At 43.2% G+C, this 18,883-nt stretch carries 15 protein-coding genes and 1 riboswitch; of the genes, 9 read left to right on the top strand and 6 right to left on the bottom strand.

The window, feature by feature from the left end:
* Window positions 1-3 precede the first annotated feature (3 nt).
* The 4 genes from pgl to FTW16_RS02715 all read right to left on the bottom strand — a co-directional run bounded on the left by pgl (window position 4) and on the right by FTW16_RS02715 (window position 5,046).
* The gene (gene pgl, locus FTW16_RS02730) at window positions 4-720 is read right to left on the bottom strand and encodes a 6-phosphogluconolactonase (protein WP_048662936.1); all 717 of its coding nucleotides are present in this window, start codon (window positions 718-720) and stop codon (window positions 4-6) included.
* Window positions 717-2,219 carry a glucose-6-phosphate dehydrogenase gene (zwf, locus tag FTW16_RS02725; RefSeq protein WP_186728014.1) on the bottom strand — a complete coding sequence of 501 codons (1,503 nt, stop codon included), beginning with the start codon at window positions 2,217-2,219 and terminating at the stop codon, window positions 717-719. The genes pgl and zwf overlap by 4 nt, the downstream gene beginning before the upstream one ends.
* A gap of 410 nt (window positions 2,220-2,629) precedes the next feature.
* On the bottom strand, window positions 2,630-3,325 hold the full coding sequence (locus FTW16_RS02720; RefSeq protein WP_146489957.1) for a response regulator: 696 nt from the start codon (window positions 3,323-3,325) through the stop codon (window positions 2,630-2,632).
* 68 nt (window positions 3,326-3,393) lie between these two features.
* Complete coding sequence (locus tag FTW16_RS02715) at window positions 3,394-5,046, bottom strand: sensor histidine kinase (RefSeq protein WP_146489956.1); 1,653 nt, start codon at window positions 5,044-5,046, stop codon at window positions 3,394-3,396.
* A 617-nt stretch (window positions 5,047-5,663) separates the two neighbouring features.
* On the opposite strand from FTW16_RS02715, the gene FTW16_RS02710 reads away from it, so the two are divergent.
* The 6 genes from FTW16_RS02710 to FTW16_RS02685 all read left to right on the top strand — a co-directional run bounded on the left by FTW16_RS02710 (window position 5,664) and on the right by FTW16_RS02685 (window position 13,094).
* On the top strand, window positions 5,664-5,891 hold the full coding sequence (locus FTW16_RS02710; protein ID WP_009846577.1) for a hypothetical protein: 228 nt from the start codon (window positions 5,664-5,666) through the stop codon (window positions 5,889-5,891).
* Window positions 5,892-6,104: 213 nt separating this feature from the next.
* A complete protein-coding gene (locus FTW16_RS02705) occupies window positions 6,105-7,553 on the top strand; it encodes a TolC family protein (protein WP_146489955.1) in 1,449 nt (482 codons plus the stop codon).
* Window positions 7,554-7,556: 3 nt separating this feature from the next.
* Entirely contained in the window at window positions 7,557-8,531 is a 975-nt protein-coding gene (locus FTW16_RS02700; protein ID WP_146489954.1) for an HlyD family secretion protein, read from the top strand.
* Between the two features lie 7 nt (window positions 8,532-8,538).
* Complete coding sequence (locus tag FTW16_RS02695) at window positions 8,539-9,864, top strand: ABC transporter permease (RefSeq protein ID WP_146489953.1); 1,326 nt, start codon at window positions 8,539-8,541, stop codon at window positions 9,862-9,864.
* Window positions 9,861-11,039 carry an ABC transporter permease gene (locus FTW16_RS02690; RefSeq protein ID WP_146489952.1) on the top strand — a complete coding sequence of 393 codons (1,179 nt, stop codon included), beginning with the start codon at window positions 9,861-9,863 and terminating at the stop codon, window positions 11,037-11,039. Before FTW16_RS02695 ends, FTW16_RS02690 begins: the two co-directional genes overlap by 4 nt.
* A 513-nt stretch (window positions 11,040-11,552) precedes the next feature.
* A complete protein-coding gene (locus tag FTW16_RS02685) occupies window positions 11,553-13,094 on the top strand; it encodes an alanine/glycine:cation symporter family protein (protein ID WP_146489951.1) in 1,542 nt (513 codons plus the stop codon).
* 146 nt (window positions 13,095-13,240) lie between these two features.
* Here FTW16_RS02685 and FTW16_RS24425 read toward each other — a convergent pair whose 3' ends face one another.
* Together FTW16_RS24425 and FTW16_RS02680 are read right to left on the bottom strand one after the other, a co-directional pair.
* Window positions 13,241-13,405, bottom strand: coding sequence for a hypothetical protein (locus FTW16_RS24425; RefSeq protein ID WP_186728013.1), 165 nt, complete (start codon window positions 13,403-13,405; stop codon window positions 13,241-13,243).
* Window positions 13,406-13,731: 326 nt separating this feature from the next.
* Entirely contained in the window at window positions 13,732-14,466 is a 735-nt protein-coding gene (locus FTW16_RS02680) for a chromosome partitioning protein ParA (RefSeq protein WP_146489950.1), read from the bottom strand.
* A gap of 610 nt (window positions 14,467-15,076) precedes the next feature.
* Window positions 15,077-15,196, top strand: a riboswitch (glycine riboswitch).
* A 128-nt stretch (window positions 15,197-15,324) separates the two neighbouring features.
* Here FTW16_RS02680 and FTW16_RS02670 point away from each other — a divergent pair.
* The 3 genes from FTW16_RS02670 to FTW16_RS02660 all read left to right on the top strand — a co-directional run bounded on the left by FTW16_RS02670 (window position 15,325) and on the right by FTW16_RS02660 (window position 18,351).
* A complete protein-coding gene (locus FTW16_RS02670; protein WP_017059726.1) occupies window positions 15,325-16,695 on the top strand; it encodes an alanine/glycine:cation symporter family protein in 1,371 nt (456 codons plus the stop codon).
* A gap of 391 nt (window positions 16,696-17,086) precedes the next feature.
* Window positions 17,087-17,893 (top strand): transcriptional regulator, encoded by an 807-nt coding sequence (locus tag FTW16_RS02665; RefSeq protein ID WP_146489949.1) that lies wholly within the window; start codon window positions 17,087-17,089, stop codon window positions 17,891-17,893.
* Window positions 17,890-18,351: a hypothetical protein gene (locus FTW16_RS02660; protein WP_146489948.1), complete on the top strand. Its 462-nt coding sequence runs from the start codon at window positions 17,890-17,892 to the stop codon at window positions 18,349-18,351. Before FTW16_RS02665 ends, FTW16_RS02660 begins: the two co-directional genes overlap by 4 nt.
* Window positions 18,352-18,883 lie beyond the last annotated feature (532 nt).

Raw genomic sequence — 18,883 nt, 5'->3', positions numbered from 1 at the left:
CACTTATGCGATAGCACTTGCTGCATTTGAATCTAGGAACCACTCTGTTTCGCCAGTTTTAGACTGGATTTTCGCTGCCGGGTAAGGCAACTCTGAAGCAGGAGTTGTATGAATTTCTTTAACGATCTCAACTTTACCTGCACCCAGTACTAGGTAGCTGATTCGTTTTGCTGCTTCTAAAACTTTTGCTGTTTTAGAAACACGGATTTGACCAGACTCAGGGTGAGAAGCCAGTACAGATAGGTTCTCATCTTGGTAGTCAGTTACACCCGGGAATAGTGAAGCTGTGTGGCCGTCTGCGCCAACACCTAGCAGGATCCAATCGAAAACAGGTGTGCCGTTTTCTGTTGGAATCACGTCTGCCATCTCTTTTGCAAAACGCTCTGCTTCTGCTTTTGGCTCATCTTCACCACGGATGCGGTGGATGTTTTCAGCAGGAAGGTTTACTTGTGTAAACAACAATGCGTTTGCTTCACCGTAGTTACTTTCGGCGTCGTCTGGTGCCACGCAACGTTCGTCGCCCCACCAGAAGTGAAGGTTATTCCATTGAATACCTTCCGCGTAAGGCGCCTCAGCTAAAAGCTTGAAAAGCATTTTTGGCGTGCTGCCACCAGACAGTGAAATGTGAACAGGTTTGCCCTGCTCGCTGTATGCTTTCATTTCATTTGCTAGGTTTTCAACAACCAGTTCAGGCGTTGCAAAGATCTTGTGATTGATCATAGTTCGCAGTAATCCGTGTCTGTTAAGTTTTTGCATGGGAAACGCCATGCGCGGCCATCACGTTGCAGAAGTTCATCCGCTTCCTGTGGGCCCCAAGTACCACAAGCATAGCCAAACAGCGCTTGAGGGTCTTGCTTGAAGTCTAAGATTGGTTGAACGTACTTCCAACATGCTTCTACCGCATCGGTACGTGCAAACAGAGTCGCATCACCGTTCAGTGCATCAAGAAGAAGACGCTCATAAGCCGTCAGCATCTGAGTTTCAGGCAAGTCAGAGTAAGAGAAGTTCATTTTCACTTCTTTTGCTTTGAAGCCTGCACCTGGCTCTTTTAAGCCAAAGCTCATCTGAATACCTTCATCCGGTTGGATACGGATAATCAGTTTGTTTTCTGGTGCATCTTGACCAAATACTGGGTGCGGCGTGTTCTTAAAGTGAATCACGATTTCCGTTACGCGCGTTGGTAAACGTTTACCAGTACGTACATAGAATGGAACCCCATTCCAACGCCAGTTGTTGATGTGAGCTTTTAAGCCGATGTAAGTCTCGGTACGAGAATCATCCGCTACACCATGCTCTTCACGGTAACCTAGTAAGTGCTGACCACGAACATCTGATGCTGTGTACTGACCTAATACTAAGTTTTTACGCAGATCATCTTCTTCTAATGGTTTCAGACACTGAAGCACTTTAACCACTTCGTCACGAATAGAATCAGCATTGATTTGAGCAGGCGGTTCCATACCAACCATCGCTAACACTTGTAGCAGGTGGTTTTGGAACATGTCACGAACTGCACCAGAACCATCGTAGTAGCCGCCACGCTCTTCAACACCAAGGAACTCAGCACCTGTGATTTCAACGTATTCAATAAAGTTACGGTTCCACAGTGGTTCAAACATCGCGTTTGAGAAACGAAGCACTAAAAGGTTTTGAACCGTCTCTTTACCAAGGTAATGGTCGATACGGTAGATCTGGTGTTCTTGGAAGTGATGATGGATTTCTTCATCCAACGCTTGAGCTGATGCTAAGTCGTAACCAAATGGCTTCTCGATGATCAGACGGCGCCAGCCATTCGATTCATCGTTAAGGCCATGCGCAGCAAGGTTTGCTGGGATCACACCGTATAGGCTTGGCGGGGTTGCCAAGTAGAACAGTGTGTTATGGTTTTCGAATTGGTAGTCTTGCTCAAGCTTGTCTAGACGTTGTGCTAAACGAGCGTAGTCGTCTACATCTGAAGTGTTGATCGCTTGATAATGCAGATGTTCAATAAATGCATTCAGCGTCTCTGGCTCAGTTTTTTCCATTTCCTGAAGAGACTTCTTCAGCTTCTCACGGTAAGACTCATCGCTGTACTCAGTACGGCTCACTCCAAGAATCGCAAAGGATTCTGGTAGTTGATTGCTAGCATACAGGTGGTATAGAGCAGGAATTAACTTGCGGTAAGTTAGATCTCCCGACGCACCAAAAATAACGATGCTGCTGTTTTCAGGTATTACCATCATCTTTCCTATAAAAACAAGGTTTTTAGTATTCGCCAAAGGTATCAGCGACATACGAAAATAGATAATAGGTCTTAACTATTACATCAATAGTAAGCGCCTATTAAATTTGAGAATGCGTTTGGTAAACGAGGGTGAAAGCTATCACCTCTATTCGGGACGGTATTGTCTATGACTATTTGATTTACATCAACCACTGTGAAAGCAATCGATTAAATATTGACTCATTTCGAACAAATTCTAATCGATAGCTCCGTTCATTTGGCCCGAGGGAGAAGCAAATCAGCATTCTCAAACATTGTAGTCAAGAAAGAACGGTATCTGGTCGGTGGAGTGAGCAATAGGAAAGGAAGAGAAAGATAAAACCAGCTTATTCAACTGGCTTTATATTTATTTTGATGATGTCGTGTTTATCTTTGCGCTTTGTTATAGCAGCGCTCTGGGCGCCCTACGGTACCGTAATTTAAGTCCGCGACTAACTCGCCAGTCGTAATCAAAAACTCTAAATAGCGTCTGGCGGTGGTTCGGCTAGCACCAATTCGTTCTCCGGCTTCATCGGCGGTAATATTAACAGCATCAGCTTGTTGAAAAATGGCTCTGATCTTATCCAACGTTACGCCATCAATTCCTTTGGGTAAGGTTGATACTTTACCTGAGTCCGCTTTTGCATTGGCTTGCAGCATCTTGTCGACCAAGCCTTGGTTAAGGTCAGACACACTTTCAAACTCTTGCTGTTGAGATTGATACTTTTTCAGTGCCGCTTCCAACCGAGGAAACATCACTGGTTTCAGTAGATAGTCCACTACTCCACCGCGCATTGCCTGCTGTAACGTATCCACATCTCGGGCTGCCGTAATCAAGATCACATCACACCCTTGGTTGCTCCCTCTTACATGATTAAGAATATCGAGCCCACAACCATCAGGCAGATACACATCCAATAGCACCAAATCAGGCTTTAAAATGTCTAATTGCATTAGAGCCTCAGAATGTGTTGTCGCAATCCCGACCACATCAAAGCCACCCATCTGTTCTAAATAACGATGGTGCAGCTCTGCAATCGCAATATCATCTTCAATAACCATGACTCTCGTGATTGCATTCATTTATGTTCTTCCTTTAACCATGCTTTTCCCGTCACGATGATCTTAGTAAGATCGCTCGTGCTTAATTGTTATTGTTCTTCTTTTGGTAGATAAACCGTCATTCGCGTACCAAAATCGTGGTTGTCGACCATTTCAAGCTGTCCCTGGTACCTGTCTGCCAGTTGTTTAATCAGATACAAACCAACACCGCGATTTTGCTTCGCTTTGCTCGATACACCTTTTTCAGTGAGTGCTTTCGTCGCCAAATCTTTCGGTAAACCACACCCTTTATCTTCTACTTCTACAATAATTTCATTACCAAAATCACTGATTGATACTTCAATAACCCGACGTGCTGGGGCAATTTGTCCCTCTTGCTTAATGGCCGTCATGGTGGCATCAAAGGCGTTATCAATCAGGTTGCCAAGAATTGTGACAACGTCATCCGCGTTCAACCAGCTAGGTAGCGCTTCAAGCCTTGAGCCTTCTTCAACTTTAAGCTCTAAACCAATTTCTCTCGCTCGCTCCGTTTTCCCAAGGAGCATGCCTGCGATGAGCGGATCTTTAACAGTTTCACGCAAGAACTCGATAAGGCTTTGATAGTGTGCTGTTTCTTGGCCAATCAGTTGTTGTACCGAGTCCAACTCGCCCATCTGGATCAAGCCACTGATGGTGTTGAGCTTGTTTTGATGCTCGTGGGTTTGTGAACGCAGTAGATCAGCATATTCTTTGGTTTGTGAGAGCTGGTCTGTCAAATCGTTGATTTCATCTCGTAATCGGAAACTCGATACCGCCCCGACCACCTCACCAGCCACTATAATCGGGCTGCGGTTGGCAATGATTCGCTTATTGTTTAAATACAATTCAACATCGTGGTCTGTGTCGCCGGTTGATAGCAGTTGTTCTAAATCACTGCCTGGCAATACATCAGAAAGGCGCTGTTGGTTGAGTGCTTTATCCCTGTCTATCGACAAAATATCGCAGGCACTCTTATTAATAGAACGCAAAATGCCGTGCTTATCGATGCTCAGAATACCCTCTTTCACAGTACTCATGGTTACGTCTAACTCGACATACAGTCGGCCTATCTCTTCAGGTTCAAAGCCTAAAATAGCGCGCTGAAAACGGCGAGATACATAGCTAGAAATCAAAGCATTGACGGCAACCACCAGCAACGCCATCACAATTAAAAAAGCTAAATACGGTTCGATTCGATCTTGTAAAGAATCCAATAAGTAACCAACTGACACGACACCAATGACGTGCCCTTGCGTGTCTTTAACCGCGGATTTACCACGAACTGAAAAACCAAGCGATCCTTTGGCCGTCGATACATAAGACTCACCCAATACCAGCGCTTTTTGATTATCACCACCACGCATTGGTTTGCCGAGCCTGTCATCATAAGGGTGAATCAGGCGAATTCCCTGTTCATCTCCCACAACAATAAACGCTGCCCCAATGAGCTGGGTAAGGTTACGAAATTTAACTTGAGTTTCTTCAGACAAAACGTAGGGAACGCCATTAGCGTCCACACTTTCATTTTCTTGAATAATGGTGGTGACAAGTGGTGATTCAGATAGAAATTCAGCAACACCTAACGCTTTCAACCCCATCTCTTGCTCTTGAGATTGTTTGATGTAGTAAAAGCCAGCCGCTGAAAGTATCAAAAGTTCAACGAGGCCAGTGACCGTCATGATAATCAGTAACCTTTTACGGAAACTGATACTGCTCCATTTCATATACCACCGTCCCTAGTGTTAGACGATCAATGTTAACACCAAGTTAACTAGATGACATTTCTACTTAAGCGAATTTGTGACTGTTACTCAACTAAATAATTGAGCGGATTATTAATTGATATTCCTTTACGTTGTGCAACTCGGACAATCGTGCGCTTTTAGAACGGATTAGATAAAAAAGACAAATAACTGAATATATATTGAGCTAGATCACTAAACTTTTAGCTGTTTTTTAGGTTGTTCAAAATAAATACAATTATAATAGTTGCATATGAAGGAGTTTATTGTTGCCGGGCTATACGTTGCAATTTTAAGACAGCGCTTTAAACCGAAGTTTCGGTTAACAAAACGACAACAACTCTTCACTAACTGGACGTATCGATAAGTAAAAGTTGCGCGCTCGCAGTTACGAATGATGATCAAACGGATTAAGTTTCTCCCCTATTCATCCATCGCCATTTTCAAACTCGGCTAGCCAAACAACGAAGAGGTGACTGATAAAAGCAGCACCCAATAATGAAGCATTGATGAGCAGGAAGTATCGATCAGTGGCAACGTCCAATAGAAACAGGATAAAAAACATAACGTATAAACATTGTTGAAAAGGAAACCAGGCAATGAAACGCGATAACTTTGGAATTTGTCTTACTAAGACTATGCTGTTCAAACACTTACAATCGACTTTTACTCACGTAAGAGCCTATGAGAAAGACGGTACCTCCCCTCTCGATCTCAAGGTATTGTTAGCGTTCCCGCAAATGTCAGGTAGAGATTTATTACAAACAATGCAAGGATCAAGACAATTAGTGTGGCGCGCCGATCACCATTGTCCTAGCTTTAAATAAGCCACTTCATTTTGTAAAAACACTTCTATACTGAACTTAAAGAGCACGTCTGTCGTGCTCTTTTCGTGTCAGTGATCTTTGTCTCCTGCATCACGTATTTTATTACATATACTTAACGAGTTATGCGCGTTTCTGAACATATGAGACAATCAACTCAAGACAAATGACTATCACCCTGTTAACATTAGAGTTAATACTCTAATTTGGTATTTAATGCAGATGACCAAACCAAAATTCCGATACCTTGCGATCGCCAGTATGCTTCTCGGCACCATGACTTCGCCAGGCTATGCAGCTCCGCTCACTTTTTCTGAAGCGTGGCAAATATTACAAGAAAACAACAACTCACTTGCGGCTCAACAAGCTAACGTTGAGCGTTATCAACACCTGCAGAACTCAACAAGTAGCCTTAATCTACCTTCTATCACTTTGGGGGCTAACTACACGCACCTTGATAGTGACGTGACCATCAATGGTGAACAGTTTGCAGGTAGTTTAAGTGGAGTACCTTCAATTGGTCTTCCTGTGCCGCCTCAAATTATCAGCGCGCTTGGTGGGATTACTTCCACGATTACCGAACAAGATATCTTTAGCTCTTCTATTCGTGCGGTGTGGCCTATCTTTACTGGCGGACGAATTACCGCTGCGCAAAATGCTGCGGAAGGTAAAAGCGAAGAAGCACAAAGCCAGCTATTGATGGAGAGACAAGCTCGCTACGAAGACTTAAGTAAATATTACTTCTCAGTGATCTTAGCGGAAGACGTAGTAAAGACGCGCCAAGCCGTTGAAGCGGGCTTAACTCAGCACCGTGACTTCGCCATCAAGCTTGAGCAGCAAGGGCAAATCGCACGAGTAGAACGCCTACAAGCCGATGCTTCTTTAGATAAAGCGATTGTAGAGCGTACTAAAGCTCAGAACGATCTCAAAATTGCTCAATTAGCACTGACTCAGATCCTTGGTCAAAGTGAAAGTGTAGAACCGTCAGAGCAACTGTTTATCAATAAGAACCTGCCTCATATGGACGTGTTCATTGACCAAACATTGATGACCTACCCTGGCCTTAAAATTCTTGATGCAAAAGAGAAACAAGCAAGCAGCTTAATTAAAGCAGAGAAAGGTAAATACTACCCAGAAGTTTACCTTTACGGTGACTACAGCCTGTATGAAGATGACTCTCTAGCCAGTGAAATGAAACCCGATTGGTTAGTTGGCATTGGTGTGAATGTGCCACTGCTTGACACTTCTGGCCGTTCCGACAAAGTCGCCGCCGCTCACAGCGCCGTATCGCAGGTTCAATATCTAAAGTCACAAGCAAAGCAAGACTTAACCGTATTGGTACAAAAGACTTATCTTGAAGCAAACCAAGCAATTGAAGAGGTTCAAGGCCTAAACTCAAGCTTGTCATTGGCTCAAGAAAACCTCTTACTTCGTAAAAAAGCCTTCACTCAAGGGCTTTCTAACTCGCTAGAAGTGGTTGATGCCGAGCTCTATCTTGCGAGCATTAAGACCCAGCAATCTGCTGCGAGATTCAAATACCTAATCTCTCTCAACAAGCTATTAGCGCTAACCAGCGAAATGAACGCTTACTCGAGTTACTTAACCTACTCTGTTCCGTCTGATTTCGACTCAAAAACAGACACCGATAGCCAGTCAAAAGGATAATTCATGAAACCTATTAAGCCCCTTCTTCTATCTTTAGTTGGTATCGGCGTTATTGGCTGGGTCGGATACAGTTTCTACCAAGCTTATCAACCTCAGCCGGTTAAGCTTCAAGGTCAAATCGATGCGCAGCAATACAGCATCTCATCGAAAGTACCCGGCAGAATTGATGAAATATTCGTGCGCAAAGGCGATTCAGTTGAAAAAGGCGAGTTGATATTTTCTCTTCTTAGCCCTGAGATTGATGCGAAGCTAGAACAAGCAAAAGCGGGACAAAAAGCCGCTGGCGCACTAGCACAAGAAGCAGAAAATGGCGCACGTACTCAACAGATCCAAGCCGCTAAAGACCAATGGTTAAAAGCCAAAGCGGCGGCTGATCTGATGGACAAAACTTACCAACGCGTAAACAACCTTTACAACGATGGTGTGGTTGCCGAACAGAAACGTGATGAAGCGAAAACACAGTGGCAAGCAGCGAAGTACACCGAAAGCGCTGCATTCCAAATGTATCAATTGGCGCAAGAAGGTGCTCGTGACGAAACCAAAGTGGCAGCCGCTCAAAAAGCATTAATGGCAGCAGGTGCAGTAGCGGAAGTTGAAGCTTACGCAAAAGACACACAGATCCACAGCTGGTTTAATGGCGAAGTCTCTCAGGTTCTATTGAGCAGAGGAGAACTCGCGCCACAAGGCTTCCCTGTTGTGACTGTTATCGACACCAAGGATGCTTGGGCCGTACTCAATGTGCGTGAAGACATGCTTAAGCATTTCAATAAAGGCAGCCAGTTTGAGGCATATCTACCGGCTCTGGATAAATCATTAACTTTCCAAGTAACTCACATCGCCGTAATGGGTGATTTCGCGACTTGGCGTTCCACTGACGCAGCACAAGGCTTCGACTTACGTACTTTTGAAGTAGAAGCTCACCCTGTCGACACGGACGAAACATTGCGCATGGGTATGAGCCTTGTGGTTGAGCTTTAGGTGACTTATGTCTGCTAACTTTCGATCTACAGGAACGCGATCTACAGGCTCACAATCTAGAAGCTCGCAATCACCAGAGCATCATAGAGTGAAGAGTACCTTGCTTAGGCAGTGGGCGATTGTACGTAAAGACAAATGGTTGTTGTCTTGCCTAACTTGGCTCCCTTTGATGCTTGCTGCCAGTATCTGGCTGATTTTTTCACAAGGAATCGCTCGTGACTTACCGGTTGCAGTTGTCGACCTTGAGCACAGTCAAATCTCGCAACAGTTCACACGTCTTGTTGATGCATCACCAACGCTGCAAGTCACTCACAAATACAGCTCGGCGAGTGAAGCGGCGAAAGCGATGATTGAACGCGATATCTATGGTTATGTTGTGATACCAAGGCACTTCGACCGAGATCTTCTGCTCGGTTTGAATCCACAAGTGTCTGTGTTCTACAACAGCCAATTTATCTTGATCGGTAAGCTGGTGAACTCAGCGTTGCTGCAGGCTCAAGGGACTTTTAACGCGCAACTTGAAGTCGTGAGACAACTGTCACACGGCGATACCACGGTGCAATCAGCATTAGGCCAAGCAGTAACAGTGCAAAGCCAGATCACGCCACTGTTCAACAAGAACACCAGTTATGCTCAGTTCTTAGTGTCTGCGGTTATTCCTGCGCTGTGGCAGATTATGATTGTGGTAGGCACGATACTGATCCTAACAGCGAACGTTAGAGCTCGTGGCCTTCAAGCTTGGTTATCCAACGCCCCTATGAAGTCACTCGCATCAACATTAACGCCCTATCTTGTCTTGTTTTTGATGTTTGGTATCGCGTTTAGTTTTTGGTTCTATATCCTCTTAGAGTGGCCATTTAACGGCAGCTTTGTGGCATTGACCATTGCCCAACTGCTTACCGTGATTAGTTGTATCATCATGGGATGTTTGTTTTTCTTCTTAACACTTGATCCAGCAAGGGCAATGAGCTTCGCTGGCGCCTTCACGGCACCAAGCTTTGCGTTTATGGGAATCACTTTTCCAGTGACTGACATGAACACGGCAGCTCAAATCTGGAGAAGCTTATTGCCAGTGAGTCACTACATCGAAGTACAAACAGCACAATCAAGTTATGGCGTGAGTGCGGCACAATCGCTGATCAGCCTCTCTACTATGTTGTGGTACGCGGTTCCTGCTTTCGTGGTGATGTTGTTGATTAAGAAACACTTGGCGCAGTCAGCTCTGTCTGCACAAGCGGCTCTATCTGCAAAAGCAACGCCTTCAACACAAGCAACACAAGCAACACAGCAAGAGAAACCAGAACTATCAGCACAACAAGGAGTAAAACGATGAGCTTTACTCAACTGCTCAAGCAAGAACTCTTAGCGGTACTGCGTAACCCTGTCGTGCTTCTTACGGTATTCGGTGGTGTGGTCTTCTATTCATTCTTGTATCCATTGCCTTACGCGAACCAAGTTCCTCAACAGCTCAAAGCTTCCGTTGTAAACTTGGACAAGAGTCAAAGCAGCTATCAATTAGAGCGAATGGTGGATGCCACCTCTCAAATCGAGTTGGTACGTCGAGACTCCAGCATCGCTGATGCAAAACAAGCCGTACTTAACCAAGAGATTGGCGGATTCCTCGTCATCCCAGAAGACTTCTATAAAGACTTACTGCTCGGTAAGAGCCCGACGCTTTCTTACGCGGGCGATGCTTCCTACTTCTTGGTATACGGAACCATTGTTGAAGGGCTTGCCAAGGCCGGAGGCACGCTAGCTGCGCAAGTTAAGGTCAGTCACTTATTAGTCGAAGGTGTACCTTTGGAATCCGCAGCCAAAGGCTACAGCGCATTCAGCTTGAACCTAAAACCCACCTTCAATAGCCGCATGGGATACATCGATTACGTAGTTCCAGCCGTCTTTGTGTTGATCCTGCAACAAACCTTAGCAATGGCTTCTGGTTTAGTTGGTGCAACCCAAAACGCTCAATCAACGTTTGGCTACTGGAGTAAAACCTCTCCGGCGAAACTGATTCTTGCTCGTTGTTGTACCTTAGTTGGCATTTATTACCTATTGTCGATGTACTACTTCGGCGCCAGCTTCTCAATGTACGGGATTAACTTGCTCGCCTCTATGACTAAAATTCTAACTCTACTGCTGCCTTTCTTATTGGCCAGTTGTTTAATCGGAATTTTTATCGGTGAGCTAGTACCAAGAAGAGAGCTAGTCACGGTTGTGGTGTTAATCAGTTCAATGCCACTGATCTTCTCTTCAGGTTTTATCTGGCCCGTTGAAATGATGCCTGAGTGGTTAGTGCTGTTATCCCAGTTATTCCCAAGCACACCAGCAATTCAAGGTTTCTTAGCGCTTAATCAGATGGGTGCATCTTGGCAGGAAGTAGCGTTTCAATGGACATTGCTGTGGGGACAAGTTGCGTTATGGGCTTCGTTATTAGCACTTAAGCTCTACCACAAATCGAGCAAAAGTAACGTTAACAATAGTACTGGCAGCAGCCATCGAGCGGCTTAGTCCTAAGTCTACAAACTAAGCATTAAGACTTCCCTCTCATCGAAAACCATTAAAAAGCTCTGATATGAACAGGGCTTTTTTAATGTCCTCAGATTTACGTCCTCAGCCATCGAATGTCTAAGACTTTCAAAAGTACATCAACATTCACCAGTCGTTATAACTGCCACTGCATATGCCTTTTGCTACCTAAAAAAAGCCCACTTATACCCAAACAATGACGAAACTCGTACAATTGTAAATTTATTGTAAAAATTTCTTTGATGACATTATTTTTATGTATAGGCTTATCAGTAAGACTTAGTAGGCCGAATACCATAGTCTTATTGGTGCACATACCAAAAGGATATACATATAAAGCAAGATCAGTACTTATATTTATTTCGTTTTTCGACCCAGCTACAACCGTTTATGTTGCCGTCGAATGAAGTGGATAAGTTACTGAAATATACAAAGCAAATAGAAAACAAACACAACAGCAACAAACATAATTTAATAAAAAAGACAGGGAAAACCATGAAAAACTTACGTGAATTATTTTTTGGGTTTATATTATTATTTAGTTCCAGTGCATTTGCAGAAGAAGGATCATTTAATCAAGCTATCAGTAACTTAAGTCAAAGTGTTGATGGATTTTTCAACGAATACACAGGTTGGTTCGTTGGACTGATATTTAAAAGCGTCCCTGTAGGTGAAGCAAGCTTTCCAATAATTGTTGGCTGGCTATTGCTCGCTGCAATTATCTTTACTGTTTACTTTGGCTTTGTTCAATTTAAACGTGTCGGGATGGCAATAGACATTATTAAAGGTAAGTACACAGACCCTAGTTCCAAACACGAAGGGGAAGTTTCTCACTTTCAAGCGTTAACAACCGCGCTTTCTGGAACTGTTGGGCTTGGTAATATTGCCGGTGTGGGTGCTGCACTTGCGATTGGTGGTCCTGGCGCGACATTCTGGATGATCTTGTGTGGCCTTCTGGGTATGGCTTCTAAGTTCTGTGAGTGTACCTTAGGTGTGAAATACCGAACTATCCTACCTTCAGGTGTTGTTTCGGGTGGTCCAATGTACTATCTAAGCCAAGGCCTTGGTGAAAGAGGTTTAGGTGGACTAGGCAAAGTGCTCGCTATTGGCTTCGCACTGATGTGTATTTTAGGTGCATTGGGTGGCGGTAACATGTTCCAAGCTAACCAAGCACACGCGATGCTAACTTACGCATTTGATGTACCAAGCGAATACGGTGTGATCACTGGCCTTGTACTCGCCTCTTTAGTTTTCTCTGTGATTGTTGGTGGTATGCCTTCTATCGCATCGGTAACGGAAAAAGTTGTTCCTTGGATGGCTGCTCTGTATATCGGTATGGCTCTGATTGTAATCGGTTCTAACCTTGATCAAGTTGGTCCTGCGTTCAGCGCAATCTTTACAGGTGCATTTACTGGTGAAGGTGTCGTTGGTGGCTTCATTGGTGCGTTAATCCAAGGCTTGAAGCGTGCAACATTCTCGAACGAAGCAGGTGTAGGTTCAGCAGCTATCGCTCACTCAGCGGTTAAAACAAAAGAGCCAATCACCGAAGGTCTAGTATCACTATTAGAACCGTTCGTTGATACGGTAATCATTTGTACAATGACAGCATTGGTTATCACTATCGCTGGCTTAAATGTAGGTCCATTCGATGGTTCTGGTTTAACGGGTGTAACACTTACTGCAGCATCGTTTACTGAAACTGCAGAAGTATTTAAATACACACTCGCTCTTGCGGTAATCATGTTTGCGTTTTCGACAATGATCTCTTGGTCGTACTACGGTCTTAAGGCGTGGACTTACCTATTTGGTGAAGGCAAAACAACGGAACTGATTTTTAAAGTGATGTTTTGTGTGTTTGTTGTTATTGGTGCCACGATTCAGTTTGGCGCGGTAATCGACTTCTCTGACGCGGCTATCTTTGCAATGTCTATCTTCAACATTCTTGGTCTGTACTTCTTGATGCCAGTTGTGAAGAAGGAACTGCAATCATTTGTTGCTCGCGTGAAATCTGGCGAAATCAAAACTTACGAGAAATAACTTCTCTTCAGTGCTTATCGTCAAATAACACTGTTCTAAAAATTTTTGTAATACCCTTTGCTTGAGAAAGCGAGAACAGTACTGCAATTAACCTAAAATCCCTACCAGCTTTGCTTGTGGGGATTTTTTATGTTTGAATTGTTAGGCTAGCAGCTATCCTCAATGCCTTGCTTACTCTTTTCACTATCGTGCTCAACGTCGATACGACGAACCAACTCTTCTACTTCGATCATCTCTTTTTGTGCTAGTGACAAACGACAATCATCGAAACAATAAGCCATGGTGCAGTTCTCACAAAGATACTCTTGCATCACTCCATCCCTATATGTAGTCAAAGCAGTCCAAATGCAATCGAGCAATCGACGGCGTGTTCGTCCTGAACACCACTATTATGCAGCGACACTGATCTGAAAAGATGCATGCAAAGTCATTTAATAGGCAACAAGTAACACATCATGTTGTTATACGTAACTATTCACAAATATCTAAGTAAACAATGAAAACACTTAAATCATCAATAGTGAGAAAGAATCGGCTCTACGCTCTCGAGAAAACGCAAAACGCCCACATCACGTGTGTGATGTGGGCGTTTCAATATTTACTGCAAAACTAACGCTAGGTTGGTAAAGCCTTCGACTTATAAACCCATCTCTTCAGTAAGTGTTTTGATTTGCTTGAGATCCATGGTGTGGACTTCAATCATCTGTCTGATATCACTCAGTCTAGAGTTGGCATTATCTTGTTTCTCACACGCGTCAGATTTCGCATCCCATGATGTGCCATCTAAGAACACATCACACGCTTTCTTAAGTGAACCAAGGTTCTGTTCAAGCTCGTCTCTTTCTTTCTCAAGCTTTTCAAGTTCTTGAGATATTTGTAATTCTTTACGGAACAGTTCACGAGAACGTTCAAACAAGGTCGACTGCATATCCGCCTGACGGTTTAGCTTTTGATTATCTTGCTCAGTTTTATCTAGCGTTTGCTTTTGTTCGTTTAACTGCTGCTCTAACGAGTAGTTCGCCTTTTCTAAAACCGCAGATTGTTTCGCTAACTCTTGAAGCTCTTTTTGATGCTCTTCCACTTGCTTTGCTAGCGCAACTTCGACTTTGGCGTCGATCTCGGTATCAACTTTTGCCACTTTAGCTTCAACCGACGTCATCAATTCTGTTTTACTGTCGCGCAATTCTTGATAACGGGTTTCGAGTACCTGATAAGTGGACTCCCACTTCGAAGCCGTGACTGTAGAACCGATTAAGCCACCCAGCGCTAAACCTATAACCGCAGCAATGCCGATATAGAGCTGACTGCGCTTATCGCGTTCTTCAATAACAACCACTTCATCTTGTTCGCTTTGTCCAGATTGCTGGTTCACTAGCGGGTACTCCCAAAAATTTGTTTAACGTTACGCGGTCACTGGCACTGATGCCAATACTGATAGTGTAGGCTCAGTTAAACCTATCGCTCAAGCCAGAAGCACTTAAGCTTTGCTAACACATTCATCCCAACTGTTTACAGAGAGGTTTAACGAGTTAACTCCGAAATCATCAAGCTGGCAGTATACAAAAGGAAGCTGCTAACGATAACTATCACAACCCCTTTTTGCAGTTTTTCGTTTGTCCGGTAACGAAATAGTACAAATGCCAAAGCCAATAAAAAAACAATCGCTATTAGTCGAGTCATAACTCCTCCTTGTTTCTCTATTTTATACCATTTAAATAAGCAAGTTACGTCAGAGACTCGTTGTTTGATCATTTAGTTGAACAACATTTGTGCAAACAGATATTTTGTAGCTGACATCACATTTTATATGATCTAGGATACGCCTACAGATTACCTAATTATTTAGGTAATTGTTCCGATGAAGACTGCAGGAGAGTGGTTTTTTAACTAAATATTAACATTTAGTTAGATTTACCCGCCGAAGAAGTAAATCTTTCAGGTGCTTTATGCTGGAGAAATCCAGAAAAGTGAGGACTGTCGTTGGAGGAACCTCTGGAGAGAACCGTTAGATCGGTCGCCGAAGGAGCAAGCTTAGTGCCCGTTACTTATCTATAAGTGATTCGCTAAGTGAAACTCTCAGGCAAAAGGACAGAGGAGTGGAAAGCAACAGCCTTAATTAACAAAAGAATTCTATCTAGAAATCCGTATGTATTAAGTAGTGCTCCCGATCCCTGTGATCTGCACTGCCTTCCCTCTTCTCCTTAAATTTTTAATTTATTAAGGGGAATCTATGAACCACCTACAAGCTACACTACAAACCATCAACCAATTCGTTTGGGGACCACCACTGCTTATTCTGCTAGTGGGTACAGGTATCTACTTTACTTTTCGCTTAGGCTTACTCCAGTTTAGACACCTCCCAACCGCGCTAAAAATGGTATTCAGCAAAGACAAATCCGGTACGGGTGACGTATCAAGTTTTGCCGCTTTGTGTACCGCGCTTTCCGCAACCATTGGTACAGGTAACATCGTTGGTGTAGCGACCGCAATCAAGATTGGTGGCCCTGGTGCCCTATTCTGGATGTGGCTTGCCGCTGTATTTGGCATGGCGACCAAATACGCAGAATGTCTACTTGCCGTTAAATACCGCAGAACCGATAGCAATGGCGAAATGGTTGGTGGCCCAATGTACTACCTGCAATACGGTGTCGGCTCACGAATCTTGGCGGTAATGTTCGCTGTCTTCGCGCTCGGTGTTGCCTGCTTCGGTATTGGTACCTTCCCACAAGTAAACGCTATCTTAGACGCAACTCAAATTTCATTTGGTGCTTCTCGTGAGATGTCTGCTGTCGTTCTAACGATACTAGTGGCAGTGGTAACCCTTGGTGGTATTCAATCTATCGCTAAGGTGGCAGGGAAAGTTGTTCCTACGATGGCGGTTATGTACGTTGTCGCATGTTTAAGCGTTCTGATTTCAAATGCAGACCAACTGTTGAATGCTATTACCCTTGTTGTTACCTCTGCGTTTACCAACACAGCAGCAACCGGTGGTTTCTTTGGTGCAAGCATCATGCTTGCTATCCAATCAGGCATCGCTCGTGGTGTGTTCTCGAACGAATCTGGTCTAGGTAGCGCACCAATGGCGGCGGCGGCTGCAAAAACAGATTCATGCGTGAAGCAAGGCCTTGTCTCTATGACAGGTACCTTCTTCGATACCATCATCATCTGTACCATGACAGGTTTGGCGCTTATCTTAACGGGCGCTTGGCAAACGGACCTGTCTGGTGCTGCGATGACCACTCATGCATTCGCCGTTGGTTTGAATGCAGACACCCTTGGCCCTATGTTGGTTTCTGTTGGCCTGATCTTCTTTGCGTTTACAACAATTTTAGGTTGGAACTACTACGGTGAGCGCTGCGTTGTGTTCTTGCTAGGTACCAAAGCAGTATTGCCTTACAAGATAATATTCATCGCATTAGTGGCTTCTGGAGCATTCCTAAAGCTCGACATGATCTGGATAATGGCCGATATCGTGAACGGCCTGATGGCAATTCCAAACCTGATCGGCCTTATTTTGCTACGCCACGTGGTTATCGAAGAAACTAAGCTGTTCTTCAAACCTTTAACGTCTTCAAACGATTGTGAAGCTGTAAAAGCATAATCAGAATTGATTGAACCAAAGCCCGCACTCAAATGCGGGCTTTTTTATACCCATTCGATACTTAAACTGACTGAATTATTACTATCGTATACCCACAAATAAAATAAGATTTTAATTAGAGCACTGTTCTAATTAAATTAGAGACAAAGATTAAGCCAATACTCTCTAATTAAAAGCTCCCTAATAAAATCAAAACTTAATTAGATATTACTTATATTTAACAGATTGTGACTAGATCGCAGAGTTTCTTTCATAAAAAATGAAGAATGCTTTTGTTTGAACCACGCAAAAACACACCAGAATAAAACATGTGACTTTAATTCATATAATAGTCAGTTTATAGTCATCTAAATTGTTGAGAGGATTATAATAAAAATAAAACGTTGGCTATATGATCAGATTTGACCCGATTAAAAACCGTATTTATAACGACGAACGTTCTATTAAAATAGGATATCGTGAAACTCGCGTTTTAGAGTTATTACTTAAAAACTCACCCGAGATTGTGAACAAACAAGATATTATTAGTTTCGCATGGGGAAGCGAGTTCATTGGGGATACGTCACTTGCGAAATGTATCAGTTTGCTTCGCCAAGGATTTGTTAAACTTGGCATCAGAGAAACACCCATCGTCACAGTGCCAAAGGTCGGTTACCGACTTATTGATGAATGCGTCTTTATTGACTCGCAACCACAAAGCGAAGTGACGATTCCCCTCACGCCTGTCAGCGAGCAAGTCCCGCTCGGTCAAAGTAATATTGCGGCCTCTATTGCGAGCAACGATACACCTGAATCCAAATCGACTTCACTTACTTACTCTCAGGTCAGCTTATACAAAAACAGGCTGTGTTATTTCATAACGGGTTGTTTATTGTTGTCCTCGGCATTATTGGCTTTTGCTAAGGTTCACGATAAAAGCCTTGGGGATATCACGCCCTTTAACCGGCTTAATGAACAATGGGTTGGGCAGGTCCAAGTTTTTCAGGAAACAAAGGTGTCCTTAAGCCCAGAACTAGAGGCTATTCTCTACAAATACCAATGTGATTGCGTGGCATACATCAGCGATGAGCCCGGCTATTCAGAACTCTCCATACTCAACAAGACGACACGTCAGTCCATCAATATCTTTTACACGGCCACGCAATTAGACCGAGCGAGTGAAGAGATAGAATTATTCCTAAAGAGAGGCCAATTATGATGCCATTTGTAGCTCTGTTTTCCTCGTTAGCGTTATTGATTGGTATATGGAGTATTCCTTCTTCTCCACCCCAAGAAGAGCACCGTTATCAACATAGCGTGGTAGATCTTGTGTTAGATGGAAATGTATTACGAACCGATGGACTCACCAAAATAAGCGATAACGAGGTTCTACACCTAATGTCCGTCCAAGATGACAGCATGCCCGACCCGATTGTTCTACGGTTTAGAGGTGAGGCCGGCCCTTCTCAATCCCTATTCTTTTCAATAGCTGGCACTATCGACTTACTCTCCGTGCAAAAAATAAATAAAGCGATGAATGACAGCTTGTTGTCGCCCTACCTGCTTATCAACAATGACCCTTTAACACTTAAGGTTGATATATTAAGTTCAAATGATCTGTTTGCCATCATTCGGACATGTAATAATGGAAGAACACAACTTTTGGCTAAACGATAATTTGTCGCCGTTTGGCCACCAGTTAAATTCACTTTATTTTAATTAACATCGTTCTGAATATTACACATAAAAAATGGATGGTTAAATTTATTACTGCATCAATAAACACCTCTTGTATTTTGAGCATTCAATTAATCGAGTGTTTAAAACACTGGATTAAATTTAAACATCCAAATCTGATTTATCGCTTTCCTGTTGATATTTACATCAAATAAAAACGATGTGAATAATATGTCTCCTCTCGTACTTAACCATTCATTTCACTCGCGATAGACCACGTCAAAAACTATTTGACGTTAATGTATCAATCATAACTTCTCATTTTTCTAAAAACGGTTTGAGCCTCATCAAACATTTTCTTTTTAGTTACACTCTCTTTCACCAAAAAACAAATTAAACAATACAAACCGTTGAATTTAAAAGGTAAATTAATTCAACCCTTTTCAGTATCTATCTATTTATCAACATGAAAAAGTGAACTTGTCTTGTTAACTGCATGGCACAAAAAAACATTATCAAAATAGAAAAATTA

Origin of the sequence: Vibrio sp. T20, from assembly GCF_007858795.1 — a bacterium.
GTDB classification, from domain to species: domain Bacteria; phylum Pseudomonadota; class Gammaproteobacteria; order Enterobacterales; family Vibrionaceae; genus Vibrio; species Vibrio satsumensis.
Note: the sequence above shows the minus strand (reverse complement) of the source record. Positions and strands in the feature narration are given on the sequence as shown.

Bases quoted from the DNA above. Each gene is read 5' to 3' on its own strand.
- FTW16_RS02705 (WP_146489955.1), top strand. From the start codon at position 6,105: ATGCAGATGACCAAACCAAAATTCCGATACCTTGCGATCGCCAGTATG.
- FTW16_RS02720 (WP_146489957.1), bottom strand. From the start codon at position 3,325: ATGAATGCAATCACGAGAGTCATGGTTATTGAAGATGATATTGCGATT.
- FTW16_RS24425 (WP_186728013.1), bottom strand. From the start codon at position 13,405: ATGCAAGAGTATCTTTGTGAGAACTGCACCATGGCTTATTGTTTCGAT.
- FTW16_RS02665 (WP_146489949.1), top strand. From the start codon at position 17,087: ATGATCAGATTTGACCCGATTAAAAACCGTATTTATAACGACGAACGT.
- FTW16_RS02690 (WP_146489952.1), top strand. From the start codon at position 9,861: ATGAGCTTTACTCAACTGCTCAAGCAAGAACTCTTAGCGGTACTGCGT.
- FTW16_RS02695 (WP_146489953.1), top strand. From the start codon at position 8,539: ATGTCTGCTAACTTTCGATCTACAGGAACGCGATCTACAGGCTCACAA.
- FTW16_RS02670 (WP_017059726.1), top strand. From the start codon at position 15,325: ATGAACCACCTACAAGCTACACTACAAACCATCAACCAATTCGTTTGG.
- FTW16_RS02660 (WP_146489948.1), top strand. From the start codon at position 17,890: ATGATGCCATTTGTAGCTCTGTTTTCCTCGTTAGCGTTATTGATTGGT.
- FTW16_RS02710 (WP_009846577.1), top strand. From the start codon at position 5,664: ATGAAACGCGATAACTTTGGAATTTGTCTTACTAAGACTATGCTGTTC.
- pgl (WP_048662936.1), bottom strand. From the start codon at position 720: ATGATCAATCACAAGATCTTTGCAACGCCTGAACTGGTTGTTGAAAAC.
- FTW16_RS02700 (WP_146489954.1), top strand. From the start codon at position 7,557: ATGAAACCTATTAAGCCCCTTCTTCTATCTTTAGTTGGTATCGGCGTT.
- zwf (WP_186728014.1), bottom strand. From the start codon at position 2,219: ATGGTAATACCTGAAAACAGCAGCATCGTTATTTTTGGTGCGTCGGGA.
- FTW16_RS02715 (WP_146489956.1), bottom strand. From the start codon at position 5,046: ATGAAATGGAGCAGTATCAGTTTCCGTAAAAGGTTACTGATTATCATG.
- FTW16_RS02685 (WP_146489951.1), top strand. From the start codon at position 11,553: ATGAAAAACTTACGTGAATTATTTTTTGGGTTTATATTATTATTTAGT.